The following is a 25,530-nucleotide window of genomic DNA, read 5'->3' on the forward strand; positions in this document are numbered from 1 at the left end:
AAATGGGCGAAGCCTGGGGTTGATCCAAATGCAGGAAAATGCCCGCATGAACGCGTTCAACGTCAGCGAGCACATGCAGACCCTCGGCCTGCAGGCAAAAACCGCCGCATTCCTCATGGCCCGTGCGGATGCAGCTACCAAAAACAGAGCATTGAAGGCCCTGGCCAAGCGCCTGCGCGAAGCCGGCCCGGGCCTGGCCGAGGCCAACGAGAAGGATCTGGCGCGCGCCACGGCCGCCGGTCTTTCGGCGCCGATGGTCGACCGCCTCAAGCTCATGCCCAAGGTCATCGAGACCGTGGCGCTGGGCTGCGAGCAGCTCGCCGGCATGGCCGACGTGATCGGCGAGATCATCGGCATGAAGCAGCAGCCCAGCGGCATCCGCGTGGGCCAGATGCGCGTGCCGATCGGCGTCTTCGGCATGATCTACGAGAGCCGCCCCAACGTGACCATCGAGGCCGCGAGCCTGGCCATCAAGAGCGGCAACGCCGCCATCCTGCGCGGCGGCTCCGAAGCCATCGAGTCGAACAAGGCGCTGGCGCTGCTGGTGTCCGGCGCGCTGGCCGAGGCCGGCCTGCCGGTCGACGCGGTGCAACTGGTGCAGACCACCGACCGCGAAGCCGTGGGCCAGCTCATCGCCATGCCCGAGTTCGTCGACGTGATCATCCCGCGCGGCGGCAAGGGCCTGATCGAGCGCATCAGCCGCGATGCCAAGGTGCCGGTCATCAAGCACCTGGACGGCAATTGCCATGTCTACGTGGACGACACGGCCGAGTTCGAGATGGCGCTGCGCATCGTCGACAACGCCAAGACGCAGAAATACAGCCCCTGCAATGCGGCCGAAGGCCTGCTGGTGTCGGCGGTGGTGGCGGAAGACTTCCTGCCCCGCATCGCCGCCATCTTCGCGGCCAAGGGCGTCGAAATGCGCTGCGACCCCGTGGCGGCCCGCATCCTGCGCGCCGACGAGGCATTGGCCGGCTCGGGCGCAAGAGTCGTCGACGCGGTCGAATCCGACTGGTCCGAGGAATACCTGGCCGCGGTGATCAGCATCAAGGTGGTCGAAGGGGTCGACAAGGCCATTGCGCACATCAACCGCTACTCGAGCCACCACACCGACGCGATCGTCACGCGCGACCACGTGCATGCGCAGCGTTTCCTGCGCGAGGTCGATTCGGCCAGCGTCATGGTCAATGCGAGCACACGCTTCGCGGACGGTTTCGAGTTCGGCCTGGGGGCGGAAATCGGCATCAGCACCGACAAGTTCCATGCGCGCGGACCGGTCGGCATCGAAGGGCTGACCTCGCTCAAGTACGTGGTGCTCGGGCAGGGCGAAGTGCGCAGCTGATGCACCGGAAGCGGGCGGACTGAACCAAGTCCGCTCTACGTAGTCTTGTCATTGGGGCGGCCATCCCCAAATCCTACAATTCCGCTCTACCTTTCAAGTACAAATCCAACAAGGCCGCCGCATGGTTCCGCATCTCGTCACCGCCCTGACCGGCCCGATCAACGAACTGGAACAGCGGGTACTCGACTCCACGCCCGCCATCGAGCGCTGGTTCCGCCTCGAATGGATGGAGCACACGCCGCCGTTCTACAGCGCGGTCGACATCCGCAACGCGGGCTTCAAGCTGGCGCCGGTCGACACCAATCTGTTCCCGGGCGGCTGGAACAATCTCACCAAGGAGATGCTGCCGCTGGCAGTGCAGGCCGCGCAGGCGGCCATCGAGAAGATCTGCCCGGAGGCGCGCAACCTGCTCGTCATTCCCGAGAACCACTCGAAGAACACCTTCTACCTCGCCAACGTCGCCCAGCTGGTGCGGATCTTCCACATGGCGGGACTCAACGTGCGCGTGGGGTCGATCGATCCGGCCATTAAGTCGCCCAAGAAGATCGAGCTGCCCAACGGCGAAACCGTGTGCCTGGAGCCGGTGGTGCGCAGCAAGCGCCGCCTCGGGCTCAAGAACTTCGATCCCTGCACCATCCTGCTCAACAACGAGCTGTCGGCCGGCACGCCGGGCATCCTCGAAGACCTGCACGAGCAGTACCTGCTGCCGCCGCTGCACGCGGGCTGGTCGGTGCGGCGCAAGAGCAATCACCTGCACAGCTACGAGGAGCTGTCCAAGCGCTTCGGCAAGCTGCTGGGCATCGACCCCTGGCTGATCAACCCGATCTATGCGCGCGCCGACGGCGTCGATTTTTCCGAAGGCCGCGGCATCGACGTGCTGACCAGCCATGTGGACGCGGTGCTGACCAAGGTGCGCCGCAAGTACAAGGAATACGGCATCAACGAGAAGCCCTTCGTCGTCGTCAAGGGCCATGCCGGCGGCGACGGCCCGGGCGTGGTCACGGTGCGCGATGCGAAGGAAGTCGAAGGCCTGCTCGGCAAGCCGCGTGGGGCCTCGGCGGGCAGCAAGGCGGCCGCGGCCGCCAGGGAGCTGCGCGAGCCCCGCGAGGTGATCGTGCAGGAAGGCGTGCTGACCAACGAGCGCGTGCACAACGGCGTGGCCGAGCCGGTGGTCTACATGATGGACCGCTACGTGGTGGGCGGCTTCTACCGCGTGCATGCCGAGCGCAACCCCGACGAGAACCTCAAGCTCCCGGGCGCGAGCTTCGTGCCGCTGGCGTTCTCCGAAAGCGCGCATCTGCCGCAGCCCGGCGCCAAGCCCGGCGCGAGCGCCCCGAACCGCTTCTACATGTATGGCGTGGTGGGCCGCCTGGCCATGGTGGCTGCGAGCTACGAAATGGAAGCTACCGATCCGGACGCCGAAATCTACGAATGATTTTCCGGGGCGGCTTGCGCGGGCGTCGGTCGGCGGCAAAATAGCGGCCCCACAGCAAAGGAAACAAAAGGGCGGAGGGCGCGTGCAGCGGCTGGAAATTCCACCGCGGCAGCGTCTCGGTGCGTGTGACGTCTGGTTACGCGCGGGCAACCTCCCTTTTTCCCATCGACTTCGTGTCACCTCCCAAATCCTCCGCCGCCGCCTTGATCATCGGCACCATCGGTGTCGTCTATGGCGACATCGGCACCAGCGTGTTGTATGCAGTCAAGGAAGTGTTCGGCCACGGCCACCTGCCTTTCACTGTCGAGAACGTCTACGGCATCTTGTCGATGTTCTTCTGGACGCTCACCGTCATCGTGTCGATCAAGTACGTGGTGCTGGTGCTGCGCGCCGACAACGAAGGCGAGGGCGGCCTGGTCGCCATGCTGGCGCTGGCCTCGCGCGCAGTGGCCGACAAGCCCAGGCTGCGCCACGTGCTGCTGCTGGTGGGCATCTTCGGCACCTCGCTCTTCTATGGCGACGGCGTCATCACGCCGGCCATCTCGGTGCTTTCGGCGGTCGAAGGCCTCGAAGTGGTGTCGCCCCACTTCAAGCACTATGTGCTGCCGGTCACGCTGGTGGTGCTGTTCGGCCTCTTCGTGGTGCAAAAGCGCGGCACGGCGGGCATCGGCAAGTTCTTCGGGCCCATCACGCTCGCGTGGTTCCTGGCAATTGCGGTGCTCGGCGTGTCGCAGATCATTCACCACCCTGAAATCCTCAAGTCGCTGAACCCCTGGTTCGCGCTGAAATTCATGTGGGACAACCCGGGCACCAGCTTCATCCTGCTGGGCGCCACGGTGCTGTGCGTGACGGGCGCCGAGGCGCTCTACGCCGACCTGGGCCACTTCGGCAAGCGGCCGATCCGCGTGGCGTGGTTCACGGTCGTGATGCCGGCGCTCACGCTCAACTACTTCGGCCAGGGCGCGCTGCTGCTGGAGAACCCCGAGGCCGTGAAGAACCCGTTCTTCATGATGGCGCCCGAATGGGCGCTCATTCCGCTGGTGCTGCTGGCCACGGCGGCCACGGTTATCGCGTCGCAGGCGCTCATCACGGGCGCCTTCAGCGTCACGCGCCAGGTCATCCAGCTGGGCTACCTGCCGCGCCTGAACATCGAGCACACGAGCGTGCGCACGGCGGGGCAGATCTACATTCCGCTGGTCAACTGGGGGCTGTTCGTGGCCATCGTGCTGGCGGTGGTCATGTTCCGTTCGTCGAGCAGCCTGGCCGCGGCCTACGGCATCGCCGTGACCACCGACATGCTGATCACCACGATCCTGACCTTCTTCGTGATCCGCTACGCCTGGAAGCTGCCGCTGGCGCTGTGCATTGCGTCGACCGCGGTGTTCTTCGTGGTCGACTTCCTGTTCTTCGCGTCGAACCTGCTCAAGCTGTTCGAGGGCGGCTGGTTCCCGCTGGTGATCGGTGGCGCCGTGTTCACCCTGATGATCACCTGGAAGGAAGGCCGCCGCCTGATGGGCGAGGTGCAGCGCGCCGACGCGATCGAGCTGAAGGCCTTTCTCGATTCGGTGTTCGAGAGCCCGCCCGCGCGCGTGGACGGCACCGCGGTGTTCCTCACCGCCGAACCCGGCGTGGTGCCCAACGCGCTGCTGCACAACCTCAAGCACAACAAGGTGCTGCACGAGCAGAACCTGTTCGTGACCGTGCGCAACCACGAGGTGCCCTGGATACCGATGGACAAGCGCATCGAGATCGAGGCGCTCGGCCACCATTGCTGGCAGGTCATCGTGCACTACGGCTTCAAGAACGACATCGACCTGCCGCGCGCGCTCGACAACGCGCGCCTGCGCGGCTGCCAGCTCGAGCCCATGACGACGAGCTACTTCCTCTCGCGCGACGTCGTCATTCCCACGCTGGGCAGCGGCATGGCGCCATGGCGCGAGAAGCTGTTCGCGCAGATGCACCACAACGCGAGCGGTGCCGCCGCGTTCCTCGGGCTGCCGAACAACGCGGTGGTGGAGCTGGGCTCGAAGATCGAGATCTGATGATGACGGTGGGCCCGGCGGCGGCAGGCAGCCCGCCGCTCAGCCCAGCCCCAGCATCTGCCCCAGGCTGCGCTGCGAAGCGGGCCGGTCGAGCGCGATGTTCTTCTCGAGCACCAGCAGGTGCTCTTCCATCAGGCGCACGGCCTCGTCCGCGTCGCCGCGCGCAATGGCATCGACCACGCTCGCATGCTCGCCGTGCTCGCACGATGCGTTGCCGGGCGGTTCGTAGAGCGCCACGATCAGCGAGCAGCGCGACATGAGTTCGCTCAGGTAGCGCTCCAGGATCGGATTGCGCGCGAGCTTTGCCACGCGCAGGTGAAAGGTGCTGGCCAGGCGCGCCCACTCGGGCTGCGCATAACGGTGCATCGCCGCATGCTCTTCCTTCAGGTGGCGCCGCAGCTCGGCGATTTCGGGGCGCGTGGCGTTGCGCACCGCCATGCGCACCAGCGCGGCCTCGAGCGCGCGGCGCGCTTCGAAGATCTGCCGCGTTTCCTCGGGCGAGGGCATGGCAACGATGGCGCCGCGGTTCGGCCGCAGTTCCACGATGTGGTCGTGCGCGAGCCGCTGCAGCACCTTGCGCACCAGCGCGCGGCTGACGCCGAACAGCTCGCACAGCGAGGCCTCCGGCAGCTTGGTGCCGGGCGCGAGGCGCTGGCTGGTCACGCCTTCGAAGACCGAGCGGTAGATGCGTTCCTCGACGTCGCCGTGGTCGTCATTCTTCGCTGCGGTGCCGTCGGTGGACGGGAGCTTGCGCCGCGCGGGGCGCGATGCGATGGCGGGCTTGGCTGGCAAGGAGGAGCGGGGCATGGAACAGGCGATGAGGGAATCCGCTCATTATCGAGCGCGTGCGGCGTGCATCCGGCGGCTCATCCGAAGTCCGCCGGCCGGTCCGCTGCAAGCTGCTGCATGTGCGACGCGATCGCCCCGGGCGTGGTGAACCAGACGTCGCCGCGGTCGCGCGCACGCGCCAGGTGCGCCAGCGCAGTGCGCAGGTGGCGCAGCCGGTAGGGCTGGCCGACGATGTAGGGATGCAGCGCGAGGCCCATCACCAGCGGCTGCGCGCGCGACTGCTCGCGCATCTCGTCGAAGTTGTCGATCACCATCGCGCTGAAGTCCCTGGCGTCCATGAGGCGGCCCACGATCATCGGAATGTCGTTGAGCTCCTGCGGATACGGCACCGACCAGATCGAGCCGCCGCCGCGCGTGCGCATGCGCACCGGCTGGTCGTCGTGGCACCAGTTGAGCGTGTAGCCGTAGCCGGTCTCGGCCAGCAGGTCGGGCGTCACGGCGCTTTCCGAGATCCACGGCGACAGCCATCCGGCCGGCGCCTGGCCGCTTTCGCGCTGCATGCGTTCGCGGCAGCGCGACAGCAGTGCGCGCTCGTGCGCCTCGTCCCATGCGCCCTGGCGCTCCGCGTTGCTGTGGCCGTGGCCGATCAGCTCGTCGCCGCGCGCGACGCAGGCCTGCACCAGTTCCGGGCAGTGGTCGTAGAGCGCCGTATTGATGAGCGCACCCGCCGGCAGGGCCAGCGCATCGAACAGTTCGAGGCAGCGCCAGGCGCCCACGCGGTTGCCGTATTCGCGCCAGCCGTGGTTCAGCACGTCGGGCTGCGGCGAGGCCGGGCCGATGCAGGCGCCCAGGCCGTCGCCGAACGCGAAATGCTCGATGTTGAAGCCGATGTACACGGCCAGCCGTGCGCCGTTCGGCCAGGTGTAGTCGGGCCGCCGCGTGATCGGGCTGTAGCCGAAGCGGCCATGCGTGGGCAGCCGCTCGGGCCAGCGTGCGGTCATGCGCCCCGCCTCACAGCACCGCCAGGCCGGCGCGCGCCAGCAGCCACTCGGCGCTGTCGTTCCACACGTCCATGCGGCTGATGAGGCCGTGGCGCACCACGTAGCGGTCGACATAGCGGTTGCCCTCGAAGGCGGTGCCGTCGGGCCAGGCGCCGTAGAGCGTGCCGAGGCTGTAGACCACGGTTTCCTCGGGCGTGCCGCCCGCCACCACTTCGGTGCGCTCGATCTTCTTCTTCACCCAGGCGTAGCGCTTCGCATTGAAGGCCGAGGTGTCGCCGGGCGCCTGCATCTCGCGGTTGCCGGTGAAGCGGATGCGGATGTCGGGCGCGGTGAAGCGCGATGCCGATTGCGGGTCGGGAATCATCACGAGGCGAAGGAATTCGTCGACCACCTCGGCAGGCGTGGAAGGGAGCGGCAATGTGTGCGCGTCGGACGAAGCAGGCGTATTCATGGGTTCTCCAGCAGGTAGGCCATGGCGGTGCATGGCGGGAAGCACGACGGTGCTGCAGCAATTCTCATGCCGATCGTCAACGCGAATGGCAATGGATTGTCGACAATTTGTATTGGAAATTGTTGACTTGGCATGGCGCTTGCATTCGATCGGGCCACTCGCTTCGGCGAATTCCAATGCACCCTGTTGGGTGCACCACCTGCTGTCCCCCGTTCGATCAGGAGTCCGCCATGACCCGCCTCAACCGTCGCCATCTTTGCCTTGCCGTCGCTGCGGCCTGCCTCGCATCCGGCACCGCGTTCGCTGCCGATCCCATCAGGATCGGGCTTGTCACGGCCCTCTCGGGCCAATCGGCGCTGGCCGGCGAAGCCATCACGCGCGGGCTCGCGGTGGCCATCGACGAGATCAATGCCAAGGGCGGCCTGCTCGGTGGCCGCAAGCTCGAACTGGTGCGCCGCGACGATGAGGCCAATCCCGCCAAGGGCGTGGTGGCGGCGCGCGAGCTGATCTTCAAGGAAAAGGTGGCCGTGCTGTTCGGCGGGCTCGACACGCCGGTGTCGATGGCGATCGTGCCGGTCGCCAACCAGGAGAAGGTGCCGTTCATGGGCCCCTGGGCCGCGGGCACGCCGATCACGAAGAACGGCGCGAATCCCAACTACGCCTTCCGCGTGTCGGCGGTCGACGAGATCGTCAACGTCGGCATGCTCGACTACGCGCAGAAGAACTTCAAGACAAGCAAGTTCGGCATGATTCTCGTCAACAACCCATGGGGCGAGTCGAATGAGAAGGGCCTGCACGCCGCACTCGCGGCCAAGGGGCTGAAGGCGGTGGGCGTCGAGAAGTTCGACGGCAACGACGTCGACGTGGTGCCCCAGCTCACGCGCCTGAAGGCTGCCGGCGCCGACACGCTTTTCATGGTGGGCAACGTCGGCCCCTCGGCACAGGTGGTGAAGTCGCTCGATCGCATGGGCTGGCAGGTGCCCATCGTCTCGCATTGGGGCCCCGCGGGCGGGCGCTTCACGGAACTGGCCGGCCCCAATGGAAAGAACGTGCACTTCGTGCAGACCTACAGCTTCTTCGGCAAGCAGTCGCCGGTCGGAGAAAAGGTGATTTCCGCGCTCAAGGCCAGGTACCCGGCCATCAAGGGCCCGGATGACATCACGCCGGCCGTGGGCGTGGCCAATGCCTATGACGGCATGCAGCTTGCCGCGCTCGCCATCGCCGCCGCCGGCTCGACCGATGGCGATGCGGTGCGCCAGGGCTTCTACAGGATCGGCAAGTACGAAGGCCTCATCAAGACCTACGACAAGCCCTTTTCGCCCACCGTGCACGACGCCGTCACCGCGAGCGACTACGTGTGGGCACAGTTCATCGACAACCGCATCCTGCCGGTGGGCATGGTCGCTGCGAAATAAAAGAGAACGGCACCGCGCGCAATGCTGCTTTCCGCATGGATCAGCGGGCTGGGGCTCGGAAGCATGTACGGGCTGATCGCCCTCGGCTTCTACGTCACCTTCGCCGTTTCGGGCACGGTCAACTTCGCGCAGGGCAGCGCGATGATGCTCGGCGCGGTCTTCACCTTCTGGTTCGCGCAGACGCTCGGCTGGCCGATGCCGCTGGCGGTGCTGTTCGCGCTGCTGCTGTGCGGCGCGTACGGGCTGGTGGTCGAGTTCGTGGCCGTGCGACCGTTCGCGAGCCGCGGCTCCGAAGCCTGGCTCATGGCCACGGTGGCGCTCGGCATCGTGGTCGACAACCTCGTGATGTTCACTTTCGGCAAGGAGCCGCGCAGCCTGCCGTCCTCGCTGGCACTGACGCCGCTGCAGCTGGGCGAGGTCGGCCTGGGCGTGTATCCGCTGCAGCTGCTGATCCCGGCGGTGGGGCTCGCGCTGGCTGCCGCGCTGCATGTGGTGGCGCGCCGCACGCGCTGGGGCATCGGCATGCTCGCCGTGGTGCAGAACCCGGCGGCGGCGCGGCTCATGGGCATACCGATCCGGCGGGCGGTGGCTGCGGCCTTTGCGCTGTCGGCGCTGTTCGCGGGCGTGGCGGGGGTGCTGATTGCGCCGCTCTTCAACGTGCAGGCGGACATGGGCACGCTCTTCGGCCTCAAGGCCTTTGCGGTGGCCATCCTCGGCGGCATCACGAGTGCGTGGGGCGTGATGGTCGCGGGCCTGCTGTTCGGGCTGGCCGAGGCGCTGATCACCGCCACCCTGGGCTCGGGCTACACGCAGATCCTGACCTTCGGCCTGGTGATCCTGGTGCTCGCGCTGCGGCCCCAGGGGCTCTTCGGACGCGCGGCGGTGAAGAAGGTATGAGCCGCGCAACCGGCATGCGCTGGCCCGCGCTGATCGCCCTTGCACTGGCCATGGCAGCGGGCGTTGCGCTCGCTGCCACCGTCAACGGGTACTACGTGTTCGTGCTTGCCAACGTCGCGCTGCTCGCGATTGTCGGCATCGGCCTCAACGTGCTGCTCGGGCTGACGGGGCAGATGTCGTTCGGCCATGTGGGTTTCTATGCCATCGGCGCGTATGCGGTCGCCGTTCTCACGAGCAAGGCCGGGTGGAGCTTCTGGGCCGCCTGGCCGGCAGGCGCGCTCATTGCGGGGGCCATGGGCGCGCTGCTGGCGCTGCCGGCCCTGCGCGCGAAGGGGCCGTACCTCGCGATGATCACCATCGCCTTCGGCTTCATCGTGGAGCATGCGATCGTCGAGGCGCGCGATCTCACCGGCGGGCAGAACGGCATCATGGGCATTGCGGGTCCGGTGCTCGGCGGCCTGGCGCAGGGCGAGCGCGCCGCTGCCATGCTGGCGGTGCTCACGGCCGGCGTGGCGCTGGCGGCGTTCGCGCTGCTGTCGCGCGGCGGCTGGGGCGCGGCCATGCGCGCGGTGCGCGACAGCGAGACGGCGGCCGAATCCATCGGCCTCGATCCGCTGCGCATCAAGACCGTGGCCTTCGCGATTTCCGCGCTGTGCGCGGGTGTGGCGGGTGGGCTGTTCGCGCCGCTCTCGGGCTTTGTCACGCCACATACCTTCGGCTTCGGCCAGTCGATTCTCTTCGTGCTGGTGGTGATGATCGGCGGCGCCGGCTCGGTGGGCGGGCCGCTGGTCGGCGCACTGGTCGTCGGCCTGCTGCCGGAAGTGCTCGCGAGCCTCGAGGAATACCGGCTGCTCTTCTTCGGCCTGCTGCTGCTGGTGGTGCTGTGGGCGGCACCCGACGGCGCCGCCGGGCTCTGGCGGCGCGCGGTGGCCCGTTTCTCGAAGCCGGCCGGGCCGCTGCCGGCTCCGGCGAACGAAGCCGCGGCGCTGCCGTGGCGCGGCACGGGCGAACCCATCAGCACCGAAGGGCTCACGATGCAGTTCGGCGGCGTGCGCGCGGTGAGCGGCCTGGCCTTTGCCTCCCGCGCGGGCGGCATCACGAGCCTGATCGGGCCGAACGGCGCCGGCAAGACCACGGTGCTCAACATGCTGAGCGGCTTCTACCGGCCCACCGGCGGCGCTTTCCGGCTGGGCGGCACGGCGCTGCAGGGATTGCGCGCCTTCCGCATCGCGCGTGCCGGCGTGGCGCGCACCTACCAGACCTCGCAGCTGTTCGGCAGCCTGAGCGTGGAGGACAACGTCGCGCTGGCGCTCGGCCGCGGCGCGCTCGGGCCGTTGCTGGGTGCGCGCCGTTTCCGCTCGGCTGCCGCGCGCACGCAGGCGCGGCAGTTGCTGGCCTTCTGCGGCTATGCGGGCTCGCCCGATGCGCCCGCCGCGGACCTCGCGCACGTCGACCGGCGGCTGGTGGAGATCGCGCGGGCCTTGGCCACTGCCCCGCAGGCGCTGCTGCTCGACGAGCCCGCGGCCGGCCTTTCGCGCGAAGACAAGGCGCGGCTCGCGCAACTGCTCGGGCGCATCGCGGCGGCGGGCATCGGCGTGCTGCTGGTCGAGCACGACATGGAGCTGGTCATGGGAATCTCGGACCACATCGTGGTGCTCGATGCAGGCCACCGGCTGGCGGTGGGCGACGTGGCCGCGATCCAGTCCGACCCGGCGGTGCGCAAGGCCTATCTCGGCGACGCGCTGGCGGCGGACGCCTCCATGGACAAGGCTCCGCGCGCCGTGTTGCCGGTCGACGCGCCCGAGCTGCTCGGGGTCGGCGCGCTCGTCGCCGGCTACGGCGCCGAGCCGGTGCTGCACGGCATCGATCTTCGCGTGCGCCGCGGCGAGCTGGTGGCGCTGCTGGGCGCCAACGGCGCAGGCAAGTCCACGCTCATGCGGGCGCTGGCCGGGCTGCATCGCCCGGTGCGGGGCGGCATCCATCTCGAAGGCACCGAGCTCGCGGGCCTGCCGGCGGAGCGCATCGTGGCGCGCGGTCTGGTGCTGGTGCCCGAGGGCCGGCAGGTGTTTCCGGAGCTCAGCGTGCGCGACAACATCCGGCTCGGGGCGTTCCTTGACAGCCGCGACATCGAAGCGCGGACGGAAAGCATGCTCGAGCGCTTTCCGCGGCTGCGCGAGCGCCTGCACCAGCGCGCCGGCCTGCTTTCAGGCGGCGAGCAGCAGATGCTCGCCATTGCGCGCGGGTTGATGTCGAAGCCGCGCGTGCTGCTGCTGGACGAGCCTTCGCTGGGCCTGGCGCCGAAGGTCATCCTGGAGCTGTTCGGGGCGCTCGATGCGCTGCGCGGCGAGGGTCTCACGGTGGTGCTGGTCGACCAGATGGCGGCGCTCGCGCTGGCGCTGTGCGACCGGGCCTATGTGATCGAGGGCGGCCGCATCGTGGCAGAGGGCAGTGCATCCGAGATCGCCGCCGATGGCGCGCTGGCCAAGGCCTACCTGGGCGCGGCCTGAACCAGGGCCGTTGGGCGGAGCCGGGGCGTCCCCGGCACAATCGCCCGATGCGTTTTTTCAAGGATCTGAGCCTCTCGGCCTTCACCGCGGGCTTCGTCGCGGTGCTCGTGGGCTTCACGAGTTCGGTGGCCATCGTGTTCCAGGCCGCGCAGGCCTTCGGCGCCACGCCCGAGCTTGCGGCCTCGTGGATGTGGGCGCTGGGCATCGGCATGGGCCTGCCGTCCATCGTGCTGTCGCTGTGGTGGCGCAAGCCGGTGATGATCGCCTGGAGCACGCCCGGCGCCGCGGTGCTCGCCGTGGCGGCCGGCAGCTATGGCATGGGCGAGGCGGTCGGCGCCTTCATCGCCTGCGCCGTGCTGGTCGTGCTGGCGGGCGCCACGGGATGGTTCGAGCGCGTGATGAACAGGATCCCGATGGCCATTGCCGCCGCCCTGCTGGCCGGGGTGCTCGCGCGCTTCGGGCTCGACGCGTTCATCGCCGCGAGAACCGCGCTGCCGCTGGTGCTGCTGATGCTCGGCACCTACCTGGTGGCCAGGCGCCTGCTGCCGCGCTATGCGGTGCCGCTCACGCTGCTGGTGGCCATTGCCTTCGTGGCGGCGCGCGGCGAGATGAGCGGGTCGGCGGTGCAGTTCTCGCTCACCTGGCCGGTGTTCACCATGCCGGTGTTCAGCTGGCAGGCCATCGTGAGCCTGGCGCTGCCGCTCTTCATCGTCACCATGGCATCGCAGAACCTGCCGGGCGTGGCGGCCATCCGCGCCGCGGGCTATGGCGACCTGCCGGTCAGCAAGCTCATCACGGCGACCGGCCTTGCCACGCTGGTGCTCGCGCCCTTCGGCGCCTTTGCCCTGAACCTGGGCGCCATCACCGCCGCCATCTGCATGGGCCGCGAGGCGCACGAAGACCCGGCGCGCCGCTACACGGCCGCGGTGAGCTGCGGCGCCCTCTACGTGGTGATCGCATTCTTCGGCGCGGCGGTCACCGGCTTGCTCACGGCCTTTCCGAAAGAGCTGGTCGCCGCCATTGCCGGCCTGGCGCTGCTGGGCACCATCGGCAGCGGGCTGGCTGCCGCGGTGCGCGACGAGCCGCACCGCGAGGCCGCGGTCATCACCTTCCTGGTCACGCTCTCGGGCGTGGCGATCGCGGGCATCGGCTCGGCCTTCTGGGGCGTGGTGGCGGGCGCTCTCGCGCTCGCCGTGCAGCAGGCCGGGCGCACAAAGGCCTCCGCCGGCAAGGGCATCGCCGCTTCCGGCAACATCGCGCCAGACAGCAGCAACATGGCGGCCACCCCCGGCGCCGGAAAGACTCCCAGATGAAAAACATCCTCTTCGTCGCCGATCCGCTCGATCATTTCAAGATCTACAAGGACACCACCTTCTCGATGATGCGCGAGGCCCAGCGCCGCGGGCACCGCATCGCGGCCTGCCTGCCGGAAGACCTGCAGTGGGTGTCGGGCGGGCTGGTCACGGCCAACGTGCAGCAGATCACGCTCACCGGCGACAGCAAGGCCTGGTACCGCGAGGACATCCGCGAGTCGAAGGCGCTGAAGGACTTCGACGCGGTGCTCATGCGCAAGGACCCGCCCTTCGACGCCGAGTACATCTACGCCACCCACCTGCTCGAGCAGGCCGAGCGCGAAGGCGCGCACGTGGTCAACAAGCCGCGCGCGCTGCGCGACCATCCCGAGAAGCTCGCGATCATGGAGTTTCCGCAGTTCACCACGCCCACGCTGGTCACGCGCAGCGCGCAGGCCGTGCGCGACTTCCATGCCGAGCACGGCGACATCATCCTCAAGCCGCTCGACGGCATGGGCGGCATGGGCATCTTCCGCGTCAGGCAGGACGCGCTGAACCTCGGCTCCATTGTCGAGACGCTCAACAAGAACGGCGCCGAGACCATCATGGTGCAGCGCTTCGTGCCCGACATCGTGCAGGGCGACAAGCGCATCCTGATCATCGCGGGCGAGCCGGCGCCCTTCGTGCTGGCGCGCATTCCGCAGGGCTCCGAAGTGCGCGGCAACCTGGCGGCCGGCGGCAAGGGCGTGGCGCAGCCGCTCACGCCGCGCAACCGCGAGATCGCCGAAACCGTGGGCCGCGCCCTCGCGCCGCGCGGCCTGCTGCTGATCGGGCTCGACGTGATCGGCGATTCCGTGACCGAGATCAACGTGACCAGCCCGACCTGCTTCCAGGAGATCACCGAACAGACCGGCTTCGACGTGCCGGCGATGTTCATCGACGCGCTGGAGAAAACCCTGCGCCCTGCCTGAGCGCCGGCGCCGCGCCGGCCGGTTCGCGCTCGCGCCGGTCCTGCAGCCGCCGCGAGCGCAGCTTGCGCGCCCAGATCACGATGCCCGTGATCGACAGCATCGCCACCGCAAGCCCCATGGCCGACATCAGGATGCGTCCCGGCAGCCCGAGGATGCGCCCGCCATGCAGCGGCAGCTGCAGCTGCGCGAACACGTCGGCCGCGGTGCCGTGCCACGGCCGGTTGCTGCCGATCAGGTGGCCGTCGCGCCCGTCGAGGTAGAGATTCGACAAACCCATGCCGTCGCTGTCGTCGTGCGAGGCACGGTCGAAGAACGAGATGTTGTAGAAGCCGCCGCGCGCGTTGTAGAACACGCCGCCCAGCGGCGTCGTCCAGCCGCGGCGCCGGGCCTCGGCATCGGCCTGCGCCACGATCTCGCGAAAGCCGATGGCGGGCTCGATGCGCGTGCCCAGCGGCGCGAGCGGCACCAGCGCCGACGGACCCGGCGTGGTCTTCGACACCAGCGAGAGCATTGGGTGGAACACCTCCTTGTAGAGGTTCAGCGAGAACGAGGTGAAGGCGATGACGATGATCAGCAGCCACATCCACAACCCGCCCGCGCGGTGCAGGTCGAAGTTGAGCCTGTAGCCGCCGGCCGCCCAGCGCACCGTCCAGGCCGGCTTCCAGCGCTGCCACCAGACGCCCGCGGGCCGGTGCTCCGGATGCACCGCCCGGCGCAGCCGGCGCGGCGTCGTGAGGTAGAGCGCGACGAAGCTGTCGAGCAGCCACACCAGCGCCACCGTGCCCATGATCCAGTAGCCCAGCCGGTCGGTGCCCCACATCGCCGGCACGTGCAGCATGTAGTGCAGCTTGCGCAGGAACGGCATCAGCGTCTCGGGCTTGAGCGAGATCGCGGTCGAGTCGCGGCGGCCGCGCACCTCGGCGGTCACCGGGTCGACGAACACCTGGTTGTAGCCGAGCCTGAAGGGCTTGCCGGTGGCCGGATCGGTGCGCGGCTGCACGAAGTAGCCGGCGGCGTGGCCTTCCTCGAAACCCAGCGGAAGGTAGGCGACACGCGCGCGCGGATCGTGCGCCTCGACCGCGGCGGCCAGCTCGAACGGATCCTTGAAGGGGCCGCGGCTCGTGGTGTCGTAGAGCTTGCGGTTGAGCCAGCCGTCGATCTCGTGGTCCCACGAGATGACGGCGCCGGTCAGCCCCGAGACGACGAGGAACAGGGCCACCGCCAGTCCCGCCCAGCGGTGTACGGCGGTCGCAAGGGCGCGCATCAGAACTCGAGCGTGGCCGAGAGGTTGAACGTGCGGGGCGCGCCGAGCACCAGGTAGCCGGAGCCGGGATAGCCGCCGACCGAGGACCAGTAGTTGCGGTCGGCCAGGTTCTCGATGCGCGCGCGCAGGGTGAGCAGCTTGCCGCTCACTTCGGTCACGTAGCGCGCGCCGATGTCCATGCGGGTCCAGCCCGGCACGCGCAGCGTGTTGGCGGCATTGGCGTAGCTCGATCCGCTCGCCACCACGCGGCCGTCGAGCGAAAGGCCCTGCACGCCCGGCACGTCCCATTCGACGCCGATGCTGCCCTGCGCCTTGGGCACGCCGATCACGCGCTTGCCGTCGGTGATGCTGCTGCCCGTGTCCTTCTGCTTGGCGTCCAGCCAGGTCGCGCCGCCCAGCAGCCGCAGGCCCTTGCTGACCTGGCCGAAGACGCTGAGCTCGGCGCCCTGGTGGCGGTCCTTGCCGTTCGCGGAGAAGTAGTTGCCTTCCACGAAGGCGCGCGGCTTCTCGGTGGAGAAGAAGGCGAGGGTGCCGCCGACCTGGCCGGCGTCGTACTTGATGCCGACTTCCTTCTGCTTGGAGACGTAGGGGCGCAGCTGCTGGCCGGCGTTGAGCACCGGCTGGCCGCCGGACTGCGCGGGCGCGCTCTCGCCCTGTGCCAGCCCTTCGATGTAGTTCGCGTAGACCGACAGCTGGTCGTTGGCCTTGAACACGATGCCCGCCAGCGGGCTGGTGCGGCTCTGGTCGTACGAGGTGACGGTGCCGCCGGCGGCGGTCTGCCGGCCGTTGCTCACGATGCGGTAGCTGATGTCGCCGGTCTCGATCGTCTGGTGGCGCGCGCCGAGCGTCAGGCGCAGGCGGTCGTCCATGAAGGACAGCGTGTCGCCGATGGCCAGGCTCTTGAGCGTGGTGGTGCCGTTGAGCGCGGGGTTGGCAAGGTCGTTGCCCAGGTAGGTCAGCGCCGGCGGGAAATAGCTGCGCGGATAGTAGATGCCGGTGTTGAGCGTGCCGCCGGCGCCCAGGCCCATGCCGTAGGCGTTCTTCTTCTCGAGGTCGAAGTAGGAATAGCCCAGCACCCATTCGTGGCCCACGCTGCCGGTGCGCAGCTTGCCGCGCACGCCGATCTCGGCCGTCTTGACCTTGTCCTCGCGCGTGTTGTCGAAGCGGGTCATGGTGGCCGCTCCGGTGAGGCCGTTGAAGACCGTCGGGCCCGCGAGGGAGTTGTTCTCGTAGCTGCTGCGCGCGCCGGCGGCGGCCCAGGCCGTGATGTCCGGCGTGATGTCGTACTCGCCGCGCACCGAGCCGAAGGTGTCGCGCTCGTAGGAATAGGTCCAGGGCTGCGCGAAGTTCGTGCGGTTGTCGGGCGCCCTGGGTACCACCGTGACGCCGCTGCCGAGCGTCACGTTGGGACGCGTGTTGCGCAGGCGGTGCTCCTGGTGGCCGATGTCGGCCGAGATGCGTGCATCGCGGCTGCGCCAGTCCAGGCCCACCGAGAGCACGTCGAGCTTGACGCCTTCGCCGTCCACGCCCGTGCCGCCGTCGCGGTGCGCGGCGTTCAGGCGCACGCCCACGCTCTGGTCGGGGCCGAAGCGGCGCGCGATGTCGGTCGCGGCATAGGCCTGCGAGCCGCTGGCCGTGCCCAGCGTGACCTGCGTGAGCGGATCGTTCGGCGCGCGCTTGGGCAGCAGGTTGATGTTGCCGCCGATACCACCGCCCGAGGGCGTGGCGCCGTTCAGGAACGCGCTCGCACCGCGGAACACTTCCACGCGCTCGAACAGCTCGGACGAGATGTACTGCCGCGGCAGCAGGCCGTAGAGCCCGTTGTAGGCGATGTCATCCGAATTGACGATGAAGCCGCGGATGAAATACGACTCCTGGAAGTTGCCGAAGCCGCGCGCCACGCGCACCGTCGGGTCGTTCTGCAGCACGTCGGCCACGCTCCTGGCCTGCTGGTTCTGGATCAGCTCGTTGGTGTAGCTGGTGCTCGAGAACGGCGTGCTCATCATGTCCTGGTTGCCCAGGATGCCGACCCGCCCGCCGCGCGCCACCTGGCCGCCCGCGTAGGGCTTGGTCAGGCCTTCGGCCGAGGCGTCGGCGCTGGCTTCGACGGTGATGGTGGCCAGCGTGCCGGTTGTCGACGGCGAGGCTGCCGGCGCTGCGGGAGCCGGCTGCGCCGGGGTGGTCTGGGCAAGGGCGGCCACTGCGTGTAGGGCCAGCAGCGAGGCGGCCACAGTCGGGCGAAGCCGGAGAAACGGAGCAGCGGACATGGAACGGTTCAATATGTAATACAAATGAGAACCGTTATTATTCGATAACAAAGCCCATGATTTCGAAACTTTCCCGCCATGTTGCGGAAAAGTGTCAGAGAAAAGTCGTCAATCGGAGGCTTGCTGGGCAGGGCCGTTTCAGAACGGCGCCAGCTGCCCGTCCACGAACACGTGCAGTTCGCCGGGCGCGAAGGCGGTCCAGCTTTCGTTGGTGGTGAGCGGCGCGGTCACGACCACCGCCACGCGGTCGTTCGGCGTGGTGTGCTTTGCGAAGTCGATCTCCAGGTCTTCGTCCGACAGCTGCGCCGTGACGAAGGGATGGCGCCGTTCCACGTACCAGAGATGCGTGGAGGCATGGGCCCAGAGTGCCTGGCCGTTCGACAGCATGAAGTTGAAGGTGCCGTGGCCCGCAAGCTGCGGCGCCAGCTCCCGCAGCGTGAGCGTGAGCTCCTCGATGCTCGGCACGCCCGCATGCGACTTGGCCAGTTCCTGCATGATCCAGCAGAAGGCGTGCTCGCTGTCGGTGTTGCCCACCGGGTGGAAGTTGCCGTGCAGCCGCGGGCGGAAGTCCTTCAGGTCGCCGTTGTGGGCGAACACCCAGTAGCGGCCCCACAGCTCGCGCACGAAGGGGTGGCAGTTCTGCAGGTTGACGGCGCCCTGCGTGGCCTTGCGGATGTGCGCAATGACGTTGCGGCTCTGGATCGGGTAGCGCCGGATCAGCTCGGCCACCGGCGACTCGCTCGCGGGCATGTGGTCGACGAAGTGGCGCAGCCCCCGGTCCTCGAAGAAGGCGATGCCCCAGCCGTCGGCATGGTGGTCGGTGCGCCCGCCGCGCTGCGCGAAGCCCGTAAAGCTGAAGGTCACGTCCGTGGGCGTGTTGCAGTTCATTCCAAGCAGTTGGCACATGGCGCTATTAGAGCGCGAGCGCCGCCCTCCCGGCGAACCCGGCCGCCCGTTCAGCGCACGAAGCGGCCTTCGGGCGTGACGCGCACCATCTCGATGAAGCGCGAGCCGGCATTGGCGCCGGTGGAGAAGTCGATGTCCATGCCGGCCAGGCGCAGCCTGAATGCCCGCAGCGTTGCATGCAGGCGGGCCCGCGTCAGGTCGCGGCCGGTGCGCTTGAGCGCCTCGATCATCACCAGCGCGTTCAGGTAGCCCTCGAAGCTGCCGTAGCCCACCGGCACCTGCGCGCGTTCGGCCAGCCGGCGGTAGTCGCGCGTGACGGATTCCACCTCGCCCCAGGGGTAGGGCGTGACCTGCGAGATGGCCAGGCCGCTGGCCTGCAGCTGCACCACCTTGGCCGTGACCTCGCCCGGCACGATCGACATGCCGTAGAACATCGGCTTGCTGCCGGCCGCGTAGGTCGCCTTGATCACCTCGCCGGCCACGGTGCCGGCCAGGTACATCAGCACGGCCTGGGACTGGCTGTCGGCCAGCAACTTGCCGGCGGCCGCGGAGGTCGAGCCGTCGCCCTTCACCGACACCACCAGCGCGGGCGCCTGCTTGTGCGTGGCCATGGCCGCCTCGATCAGCTTCACCGCCTCGACGCCGCCGGGATTGTCCAGGTGGGCGATCGCGATCTTGTTCACGCCGATGGTCGACAGGTGCTCGACCAGCGCCTGCGCCTCGCGTGCATTGCTGGCGCGCACGAAGTAGGCCGAACCCGCCACGCGCTCGCGCGCGCTGTCGCCCACGCCATAGCCGCCCACGCTGGGCGCACCGCTCTGCTGCAGCAGCTTGGCTGCGGCGGCCGTGGTGCCCGAGCCCACGCAGCCGAAGAAGGCGAACACGCGGTGGTCGTTCAGCAGCTTGCCATAGTTCTCGACCGCCTTCTCAGGCTTGAGCTCGTCGTCCAGCGCCACCAGCTTGATCTTGCGTCCGCCCACGCCGCCCTGTTCGTTGATGGCATCGAAAGCCAGCGCGGCGCCGTTGTGCACCACCTTGATCTGCGAGCCGAGCGGACCGCTCAGCACGGCCGAACTGCCGAGCACGATCTCGGTGTCGGTCACCCCGGCCTCGGCCGCCTGCGCGGACGAGAGATGGGCCAGGCCCGCTGCGAAAACCGCCGTTCCGGCGACAAAACTTCTGCGTTGCATGAAACTCATCCCATCATTAGCTAACAAATGCTAACAATTAGAAACGATGGGTGCTTAAGTATTACTAAGTGCTTACCCTTGCGGATCGGGTTGCCGAAGCTGCCAGGCCGCGCAGATGGCCAGCGCGCACAGCGCGGCCAGCATCAGGAACACCTCGTCGAAGGCCGCCAGCCGCGCGGGGCTGCTCGCGGCATTGGCCAGCGAATCGCCATGCGCCGCCAGCCGCCACTCGAGCACGATGGCGCACAGGCTCACGCCGGCCGCGCCGCCCAGCATGCGCAGGAAGTTGATCGCGCTGGCGCCCTGCGGAATCAGCGGCTTGGCCAGCGGCCGCATCGAGCCGAGGTTGAGCGAGGGCAGGATGAAGCCGAGCCCGATGCGCCCGATGATCGCAAACGCCACCAGCAGCCAGAGCGCGCTGTCGAGCCGGAGCACCACCATCAGCGCGAACGAAGCCGCCAGCAGCACCAGTCCGATGCTCACCAGCATCCAGGTCGGCTGCCGGTCGGCCAGCCGGCCCACGCCCGCGATGGTCAGGGCCAGCACGATGCCCGCCGGCAGCAGGATGGTGCCCACGTGCGACGCGGACAGCTGCAGCCCGACCTGCATGTACACCGGCAGCAGGTAAGTGGAGCCGAACAGCGCCGTGCCGTAGATGAAGGCGACCACGCTGCCCATGGCGAACTGGCGGTACTGGAACAGCCCCAGGTTCATCAGCGGTTCGCCGCCGCCGGCCGCGTAGCGGCGCTGCCACCAGACGAAGGCGCCAAAGGCCAGCACCGCGGCCGCCAGCAGCAGGCCGGCCTGCACCGGCGAATCGCCGCGCAGCTCGACCAGGCCGTTCAGCAGGCAGAGCGTGCCCACGGTGCCCAGCGCAAGGCCGCGCCAGTCGAGCCCGTTGCCGCGCGTGGCTGCCACGCCGCCGGGCGCCGTGGTGGGCACGAACCTGTAGGCCAGCCAGAGCGAGGCCAGGCAGAACGGCACCACCATGAAGAAGATCGAGCGCCAGCCGAACAGGTCGACCAGCACGCCGCCGATGCTCGGGCCGATGGCCGGCGCCAGCACCACGCCCATGCCGAAGATGCCGCTCGCGCGTCCCTGCTCGTGCGGCTCGAAGGCACGCAGGATGATGATGGCCGGAATCGGCTGCACCACGCCCGCCGCAAGCCCTTCGGCCACGCGCGCCAGCAGCACCAGCGAGAAGTTGTTGGCCAGCCCGCCCGCAATGCCGCCCGCGAGCAGCAGCACCATCGTGCCCACGTAGGTGCGCCGGTAGCCGTAGCGCGACAGCAGCCAGGGCGTGGTCAGCATCGAGACCGTCATCGCCACCATGAAGCCCGAACTCACCCACTGCGCACGTTCCTGGCCCAGCGAGAAATGGTGGCTCATGCCCGGGATCGCGACGTTGACGATGGTCGAGGACATGATCGACGCCATCACGCCCACCATCACCGAGAGCAGCAGGTACCAGCGGTAGCGCGGGCCGTAGCGTTCGCGCAGGGTGCCGATGGAAGGCGGGGCCGGCGAGGCGGCTTCGGGCTTGGGAGTGGTGGTCATGGGCGGTGGTCCCGGCTTTTTTTCGATGCGGGTCCGTCGTCCTACAAGCATATCGGGCTTTGCGCGGCGGGGCCGGGGCCTGCGCGTCCCACAATGCACCGCTGTCCCGCGCTGCCTTTCCAGAACAATGAAATGAATACGCCACCTGACCCCGCCGGCGCTCCCGAGCCGGGCGCGCCCTCCCACCTTGCCGCCGAACTCGCGGCGCCCACCGTGAGCCGCGCCTACCGCTGCCAGTGCGGCCGGCCGGTGTTCCTGCGCAACAGCCAGTGCCTGGCCTGCCGCACGCCGCTGGGCTACGTGATCGAGCGCCTGGGCGTCGTGCCGCTGGCGCCCGTCGAGACCGACGACCAGGCCGAAGGCGGCGCGGGCGACGGCGCCGAGCCTGAAGAAGAACAACAGCTCTTCACCGTGTTCGGCAACCCCGATGGCCGCACCTACCGCCGCTGCGCCAACCTCATGACCGCTGCCAGCTGCAACTGGATGGTGCCGGCCCCGCGCGAGGGCGACGACCCCTCGTTCAACACCGACGGCCTCGCGCCCGGCTACTGCCTGGCCTGCAGCGTCACCCGCACCATCCCCGATCTTTCGGTGGAGAGCAACGGCGAACTCTGGCGCAAGCTCGAGCATGCGAAGCGCCGGCTCATCTCGCAGCTGCTCGCGCTCGGGTTGCCGGTGGTCAGCCGCCATGCCGATCCCGCGCACGGCCTGGCCTTCGACTTCCTGAGCAACATGCCGGGCGGCCCGCACGTGATGACCGGGCATGAACAGGGCGTGATCACCCTCAACGCCGAAGAGGCCGAAGACGCGGTGCGCGAGCGCATCCGCGCCGAAATGCGCGAACCCTACCGGACGCTGCTCGGGCATTTCCGCCACGAGGTCGGCCATTACTACTGGGACCTGCTGGTGCAGCCCACGCCGTGGCTCGACGGGTTCCGCACGCTCTTCGGCGACGAGCGCGCCGACTACGCCGCGGCGCTCCAGCAGCACTACGAGCAGGGCCCGCCGCCTGACTGGGCCAACCGCTTCGTGAGCAGCTACGCGAGCATGCATCCCTGGGAAGACTGGGCCGAGACCTGGGCCCACTACCTGCACATGGCCGACACCGCCGACACGGCGATGAGCTTTGGCGTGGACGCCACCAACGTCGAGCTTGCGACCGACCTCTTCACCGCGGAAGACCTCTGGCAGCCCGAGCATCCCGGCGCCGCCAAGTTCCTGGATTTTCTCAACGGCTGGGTGCTGCTCACCAACGTGCTCAACGAGCTTTCGCGCAGCATGGGCCAGCCCGACTACTACCCCTTCGTGCTGCCGCGCGTGGCCGTCGGCAAGCTGCAGTTCATCCACTGCGTGATCACGCAGCAGCGCGACCGCGGCGTGTCGGCAGCCGCGTCGCCCGGCGTGCCGCTGCCGCCGGAGGCGAAAGCCCCCGCACCCGCTTCCGAAGCGGCGCCCACGCAAATACCGCAGGCCCAGAACCAGCAGCAGGGCGCGGCTCAGTCCTGACGAGGTTCGGCGGCTGCTATCCCCGCGGCGCAGCGGGCGCACATGCAGGCCTTGCCGCGCGATGCCGGCGGCAGGGCCCCAAACGGCGCCTTGCCGAAGTCGGCCGCCATGCACCAGCAGGGCGGCTGTGGCTGGCCGGTCTCGCGTGCGGTTTCCATCGCGCAGCGGTTCTCCTCGCCGCACAGCGGACAGCGCGTGGTGTCGATGATGGTGGCGGCGGTTTCCATCGCGTCAGGCGAGCTCGAAGGCCGGCAGCTTCCTGGGCACGGCCACGTTGCGCAGGGTTGCGTACACCGGCAGGCCGCTGCGGTAGGCGGGGTAGTCCTCGCCCTCGATCAGCGGCAGCAGGTAGCGCCTGCACTTGTCGGTGATGCCCCAGCCGTCGTCCGAGATGAAGTCGCGCGGCATGGGCTTTTCGACGTTCGCCACCGCGTCGAGCGGCGCGCTGCCGATGCGGTAGGTATAGGGCGCATCGGAAGTGCGCTCGATGGTCGGCATCACCGCGTTGCGGCCTTCGAGCGCGAGCTCGACCGCACGCTGCCCCAGTTCGTAGGCCTGCTTCACGTCGGTGGCCGAGGCAATGTGCCGCGCCGCGCGCTGCAGGTAGTCGGCCACGGCCCAGTGGAACTTGTGGCCCAGCGCCTCCTTGACCATCTGCGCCACCACCGGCGCCGCGCCGCCGAGCTGCGCATGGCCGAAGGCGTCGCGCGTGCCCTGCTCGGCCAGGAAGGTGCCGTCGGGGTAGTGGCAGCCCTCGGACACCACCACCGAGCAGTAACCATGCAGCTTCACCAGTTCGTCCACGCGCGCGAGAAAGCGCGCCTTGTCGAACTCGATCTCGGGGAACAGCACCACCACTGGAATGCCATGGTCGGCCACCAGCCCGCCGGCCGCCGCGATCCAGCCCGCATGGCGCCCCATCACCTCGAGCACGAACACCTTGGTGGAAGTGGCGGCCATCGAGCGCACGTCGAACGAAGCCTCGAGCGTCGACACTGCCACGTACTTGGCGACCGAGCCGAAGCCCGGGCAGCAGTCGGTCAGCGGCAGGTCGTTGTCGATGGTCTTGGGCACGTGGATGGCCTGCAGCGGGTAGCCGAGCGACTGCGACAGCTGGCTCACCTTGAAGCAGGTGTCGGCCGAATCGCCGCCGCCGTTGTAGAAGAAATAGCCGATGCCGTGCGCCTTGAACACCTCGATCAGCCGCTCGTATTCACGCCGGTTCTTCTCGAGCGACTTGAGCTTGTAGCGGCACGAGCCGAAGGCGCCAGAGGGCGTGCTGCGCAGCGCCGCAATCGCCTCGGCCGGCTCGGCGCCGGTGTCGATCAGCTCTTCGGTCAGCGCGCCGATGATGCCGTTGCGCCCGGCGTAGACGTTGCCGATGCGGTCCGGATGTTTTCGTGCCGTCTCGATCACGCCGCAGGCCGACGCATTGATGACCGAGGTGACGCCGCCCGACTGGGCGTAGAAGGCGTTGAGGATGGGCATGCGGCCATTCTCCCGCAGCCTCGAGGCAGGCGCCAGTGGTGCTGTTTCAGCGCCCGCCGAGGCCCATCGCCCGCGTGATCACCTCTTTCATGATCTCGTTCGTGCCGCCATAGATGCGCTGCACCCGCGCATCGGCATACGCGCGCGTGATCGGGTACTCCCACATGAAGCCGTAGCCGCCGTGCAGCTGCACGCAGGCGTCCATCACCTTGCACTGCAGGTCGGTGGTCCAGTACTTGGCCATGCTGGCGGTGGCGGTATCGAGCTTCTCGGCCATCAGCAGCTCGATGCACTTGTCGACGAACACCTGCGCCACCTGCACCTCGGTCTGCAGTTCGGCGAGCGTGTAGCGCGTGTTCTGGTAGCTGCCCACCGGCTGGCCGAACACCTTGCGCTCCTTCACATAAGTTACGGTCTGGTCGATGGCGGCCTGCGACGCGGCCACGGCGCTGATCGCGATCTGCAGCCGCTCCCACGGCAGCTGCTCCATCAGGCAGACGAAACCGCGGTTCAGCTGCGCGGCATCGCCAAGCAATGCGTCGGCCGGCAACCGCACGTCGTCGAAGAATAGCTCGGAGGTGTCCTGCGCCTTCAGCCCCAGTTTCTTGAGCCGCTTGCCCTTCTCGAAGCCCGGCATGCCGCGCTCGACCAGGAACAGGCTGGTGCCCTTGGCGCCCGCGGCCGGATCGGTCTTGGCGACCACGATCACGAGGTCGGCATGCCAGCCGTTGGTGATGAAGGTCTTGCTGCCATTGAGCAGGTAGCTGCCGCCGGGCTGGCGGATGGCGCTGGTCTTCACCGCCTGCAGGTCGCTGCCCGCGCCGGGCTCGCTCATCGCGATGGCGCCGACCATCTCGCCGCTCGCGAGTTGGGGCAGGTAGTGCTGCTTCTGCGCCTCGGTGCCGTAGCGCAGGATGTAGGGCGCCACGATCTCGCTGTGCAGCCCGAAGCCGATCCCCGTGAAGCCGCGCGCCCAGAGCTCCTCGAACTGGATCACCGAATAGAGCAGGTCGGCGCCCGCGCCGCCGTATTCCTCGGGCAGCGCCATGCAGAGAAAGCCGTTCTCGCCGGCCTTGGACCAGACGGCGCGGTCCACGTAGCCCTGTTCTTCCCAGGCCTCGTGGAAGGGCGCGATCTCCTTGTCCATGAAGCGGCGGAAGCTGTCGCGGAAGGCCTCGTGGTCGGCGCTGAAAAGCGTGCGTTCGATCAT

Annotated in this window: 20 protein-coding genes; 9 read left to right on the forward strand and 11 right to left on the reverse strand. The window is 68.6% G+C overall.

Annotated features, from left to right (window positions below; translation table 11 throughout):
- Positions 1 to 46 precede the first annotated feature (46 nt).
- The 3 genes from RZE77_RS02165 to RZE77_RS02175 all read left to right on the forward strand — a co-directional run bounded on the left by RZE77_RS02165 (position 47) and on the right by RZE77_RS02175 (position 4,819).
- Positions 47 to 1,342, forward strand: coding sequence for a glutamate-5-semialdehyde dehydrogenase (locus tag RZE77_RS02165; RefSeq protein WP_319440493.1), 1,296 nt, complete (start codon positions 47 to 49; stop codon positions 1,340 to 1,342).
- Between the two features lie 121 nt (positions 1,343 to 1,463).
- Positions 1,464 to 2,777, forward strand: coding sequence for a glutamate--cysteine ligase (gshA, locus tag RZE77_RS02170; RefSeq protein WP_319440494.1), 1,314 nt, complete (start codon positions 1,464 to 1,466; stop codon positions 2,775 to 2,777).
- A gap of 173 nt (positions 2,778 to 2,950) precedes the next feature.
- Complete coding sequence (locus RZE77_RS02175) at positions 2,951 to 4,819, forward strand: potassium transporter Kup (protein WP_319440495.1); 1,869 nt, start codon at positions 2,951 to 2,953, stop codon at positions 4,817 to 4,819.
- 39 nt (positions 4,820 to 4,858) lie between these two features.
- Here RZE77_RS02175 and RZE77_RS02180 read toward each other — a convergent pair whose 3' ends face one another.
- The 3 genes from RZE77_RS02180 to RZE77_RS02190 are packed head-to-tail and all read right to left on the reverse strand — an operon-like array spanning position 4,859 to position 7,060.
- The gene (locus tag RZE77_RS02180) at positions 4,859 to 5,626 is read right to left on the reverse strand and encodes a GntR family transcriptional regulator (protein ID WP_319440496.1); all 768 of its coding nucleotides are present in this window, start codon (positions 5,624 to 5,626) and stop codon (positions 4,859 to 4,861) included.
- A 59-nt stretch (positions 5,627 to 5,685) separates the two neighbouring features.
- Positions 5,686 to 6,609 (reverse strand): polysaccharide deacetylase family protein, encoded by a 924-nt coding sequence (locus RZE77_RS02185; protein WP_319440497.1) that lies wholly within the window; start codon positions 6,607 to 6,609, stop codon positions 5,686 to 5,688.
- Positions 6,610 to 6,619: 10 nt separating this feature from the next.
- Positions 6,620 to 7,060, reverse strand: coding sequence for a nuclear transport factor 2 family protein (locus RZE77_RS02190; protein ID WP_319428979.1), 441 nt, complete (start codon positions 7,058 to 7,060; stop codon positions 6,620 to 6,622).
- Between the two features lie 230 nt (positions 7,061 to 7,290).
- Between RZE77_RS02190 and RZE77_RS02195 the strand changes: the two genes are divergently transcribed.
- From RZE77_RS02195 to gshB, 5 genes are read left to right on the forward strand one after another with little or no spacing between them, the layout of a single operon-like run.
- Positions 7,291 to 8,475 carry an ABC transporter substrate-binding protein gene (locus RZE77_RS02195; protein ID WP_319440498.1) on the forward strand — a complete coding sequence of 395 codons (1,185 nt, stop codon included), beginning with the start codon at positions 7,291 to 7,293 and terminating at the stop codon, positions 8,473 to 8,475.
- Positions 8,476 to 8,496: 21 nt separating this feature from the next.
- A complete protein-coding gene (locus RZE77_RS02200; RefSeq protein ID WP_319440499.1) occupies positions 8,497 to 9,372 on the forward strand; it encodes a branched-chain amino acid ABC transporter permease in 876 nt (291 codons plus the stop codon).
- Positions 9,369 to 11,879, forward strand: a complete 2,511-nt coding sequence (locus tag RZE77_RS02205; RefSeq protein ID WP_319440500.1) for a branched-chain amino acid ABC transporter ATP-binding protein/permease — start codon at positions 9,369 to 9,371, stop codon at positions 11,877 to 11,879. Before RZE77_RS02200 ends, RZE77_RS02205 begins: the two co-directional genes overlap by 4 nt.
- A gap of 47 nt (positions 11,880 to 11,926) precedes the next feature.
- On the forward strand, positions 11,927 to 13,192 hold the full coding sequence (locus RZE77_RS02210) for a benzoate/H(+) symporter BenE family transporter (RefSeq protein WP_319440501.1): 1,266 nt from the start codon (positions 11,927 to 11,929) through the stop codon (positions 13,190 to 13,192).
- A complete protein-coding gene (gene gshB / locus RZE77_RS02215) occupies positions 13,189 to 14,142 on the forward strand; it encodes a glutathione synthase (protein ID WP_319440502.1) in 954 nt (317 codons plus the stop codon). Before RZE77_RS02210 ends, gshB begins: the two co-directional genes overlap by 4 nt.
- Here the strand turns inward: gshB and RZE77_RS02220 are convergent.
- From RZE77_RS02220 to RZE77_RS02240, 5 genes are all read right to left on the reverse strand, one after another.
- Complete coding sequence (locus tag RZE77_RS02220; protein ID WP_319440503.1) at positions 14,105 to 15,406, reverse strand: PepSY-associated TM helix domain-containing protein; 1,302 nt, start codon at positions 15,404 to 15,406, stop codon at positions 14,105 to 14,107. The genes gshB and RZE77_RS02220 overlap by 38 nt on opposite strands.
- Positions 15,406 to 17,673: a TonB-dependent receptor gene (locus RZE77_RS02225; protein ID WP_319440504.1), complete on the reverse strand. Its 2,268-nt coding sequence runs from the start codon at positions 17,671 to 17,673 to the stop codon at positions 15,406 to 15,408. The genes RZE77_RS02220 and RZE77_RS02225 overlap by 1 nt, the downstream gene beginning before the upstream one ends.
- Positions 17,674 to 17,811: 138 nt before the next feature.
- A complete protein-coding gene (locus tag RZE77_RS02230; RefSeq protein WP_319440505.1) occupies positions 17,812 to 18,579 on the reverse strand; it encodes a class II glutamine amidotransferase in 768 nt (255 codons plus the stop codon).
- Positions 18,580 to 18,629: 50 nt separating this feature from the next.
- Positions 18,630 to 19,769 (reverse strand): ABC transporter substrate-binding protein, encoded by a 1,140-nt coding sequence (locus RZE77_RS02235; protein ID WP_319440506.1) that lies wholly within the window; start codon positions 19,767 to 19,769, stop codon positions 18,630 to 18,632.
- A 72-nt stretch (positions 19,770 to 19,841) separates the two neighbouring features.
- Complete coding sequence (locus RZE77_RS02240; RefSeq protein ID WP_319440507.1) at positions 19,842 to 21,326, reverse strand: DHA2 family efflux MFS transporter permease subunit; 1,485 nt, start codon at positions 21,324 to 21,326, stop codon at positions 19,842 to 19,844.
- 132 nt (positions 21,327 to 21,458) lie between these two features.
- Here RZE77_RS02240 and RZE77_RS02245 point away from each other — a divergent pair, with 132 nt between their 5' ends.
- Positions 21,459 to 22,832, forward strand: coding sequence for a zinc-binding metallopeptidase family protein (locus RZE77_RS02245; protein WP_319440508.1), 1,374 nt, complete (start codon positions 21,459 to 21,461; stop codon positions 22,830 to 22,832).
- On the opposite strand, the gene RZE77_RS02250 is transcribed toward RZE77_RS02245, so the two are convergent.
- Genes RZE77_RS02250 through RZE77_RS02260 form a run of 3 tightly spaced genes read right to left on the reverse strand, consistent with a single transcriptional unit; the run spans position 22,823 to position 25,530 of the window.
- Positions 22,823 to 23,059 carry a cysteine-rich CWC family protein gene (locus RZE77_RS02250; protein WP_319440509.1) on the reverse strand — a complete coding sequence of 79 codons (237 nt, stop codon included), beginning with the start codon at positions 23,057 to 23,059 and terminating at the stop codon, positions 22,823 to 22,825. The two genes, RZE77_RS02245 and RZE77_RS02250, sit on opposite strands and share 10 nt — an antisense overlap.
- A 4-nt stretch (positions 23,060 to 23,063) precedes the next feature.
- On the reverse strand, positions 23,064 to 24,320 hold the full coding sequence (locus RZE77_RS02255) for a 6-phosphofructokinase (RefSeq protein ID WP_319440510.1): 1,257 nt from the start codon (positions 24,318 to 24,320) through the stop codon (positions 23,064 to 23,066).
- A gap of 46 nt (positions 24,321 to 24,366) precedes the next feature.
- Positions 24,367 to 25,530, reverse strand: a complete 1,164-nt coding sequence (locus RZE77_RS02260) for an acyl-CoA dehydrogenase family protein (protein ID WP_319440511.1) — start codon at positions 25,528 to 25,530, stop codon at positions 24,367 to 24,369.

The sequence above is a fragment of the Variovorax sp. SPNA7 genome, assembly GCF_033807855.1.
Classification (GTDB): Bacteria; Pseudomonadota; Gammaproteobacteria; order Burkholderiales; family Burkholderiaceae_C; genus Variovorax; species Variovorax beijingensis.

What these genes read in the sequence shown, in the direction of transcription:
- RZE77_RS02165 (WP_319440493.1), top strand. Translation starts at nt 47, where the DNA reads ATGAACGCGTTCAACGTCAGCGAGCACATGCAGACCCTCGGCCTGCAG.
- gshA (WP_319440494.1), top strand. Translation starts at nt 1,464, where the DNA reads ATGGTTCCGCATCTCGTCACCGCCCTGACCGGCCCGATCAACGAACTG.
- RZE77_RS02180 (WP_319440496.1), bottom strand. Translation starts at nt 5,626, where the DNA reads ATGCCCCGCTCCTCCTTGCCAGCCAAGCCCGCCATCGCATCGCGCCCC.
- RZE77_RS02185 (WP_319440497.1), bottom strand. Translation starts at nt 6,609, where the DNA reads ATGACCGCACGCTGGCCCGAGCGGCTGCCCACGCATGGCCGCTTCGGC.
- RZE77_RS02190 (WP_319428979.1), bottom strand. Translation starts at nt 7,060, where the DNA reads ATGAATACGCCTGCTTCGTCCGACGCGCACACATTGCCGCTCCCTTCC.
- RZE77_RS02195 (WP_319440498.1), top strand. Translation starts at nt 7,291, where the DNA reads ATGACCCGCCTCAACCGTCGCCATCTTTGCCTTGCCGTCGCTGCGGCC.
- RZE77_RS02200 (WP_319440499.1), top strand. Translation starts at nt 8,497, where the DNA reads ATGCTGCTTTCCGCATGGATCAGCGGGCTGGGGCTCGGAAGCATGTAC.
- RZE77_RS02205 (WP_319440500.1), top strand. Translation starts at nt 9,369, where the DNA reads ATGAGCCGCGCAACCGGCATGCGCTGGCCCGCGCTGATCGCCCTTGCA.
- RZE77_RS02210 (WP_319440501.1), top strand. Translation starts at nt 11,927, where the DNA reads ATGCGTTTTTTCAAGGATCTGAGCCTCTCGGCCTTCACCGCGGGCTTC.
- gshB (WP_319440502.1), top strand. Translation starts at nt 13,189, where the DNA reads ATGAAAAACATCCTCTTCGTCGCCGATCCGCTCGATCATTTCAAGATC.
- RZE77_RS02220 (WP_319440503.1), bottom strand. Translation starts at nt 15,406, where the DNA reads ATGCGCGCCCTTGCGACCGCCGTACACCGCTGGGCGGGACTGGCGGTG.
- RZE77_RS02225 (WP_319440504.1), bottom strand. Translation starts at nt 17,673, where the DNA reads ATGTCCGCTGCTCCGTTTCTCCGGCTTCGCCCGACTGTGGCCGCCTCG.
- RZE77_RS02230 (WP_319440505.1), bottom strand. Translation starts at nt 18,579, where the DNA reads ATGTGCCAACTGCTTGGAATGAACTGCAACACGCCCACGGACGTGACC.
- RZE77_RS02235 (WP_319440506.1), bottom strand. Translation starts at nt 19,769, where the DNA reads ATGCAACGCAGAAGTTTTGTCGCCGGAACGGCGGTTTTCGCAGCGGGC.
- RZE77_RS02240 (WP_319440507.1), bottom strand. Translation starts at nt 21,326, where the DNA reads ATGACCACCACTCCCAAGCCCGAAGCCGCCTCGCCGGCCCCGCCTTCC.
- RZE77_RS02245 (WP_319440508.1), top strand. Translation starts at nt 21,459, where the DNA reads ATGAATACGCCACCTGACCCCGCCGGCGCTCCCGAGCCGGGCGCGCCC.
- RZE77_RS02250 (WP_319440509.1), bottom strand. Translation starts at nt 23,059, where the DNA reads ATGGAAACCGCCGCCACCATCATCGACACCACGCGCTGTCCGCTGTGC.
- RZE77_RS02255 (WP_319440510.1), bottom strand. Translation starts at nt 24,320, where the DNA reads ATGCCCATCCTCAACGCCTTCTACGCCCAGTCGGGCGGCGTCACCTCG.
- RZE77_RS02260 (WP_319440511.1), bottom strand. Translation starts at nt 25,530, where the DNA reads ATGATCGAACGCACGCTTTTCAGCGCCGACCACGAGGCCTTCCGCGAC.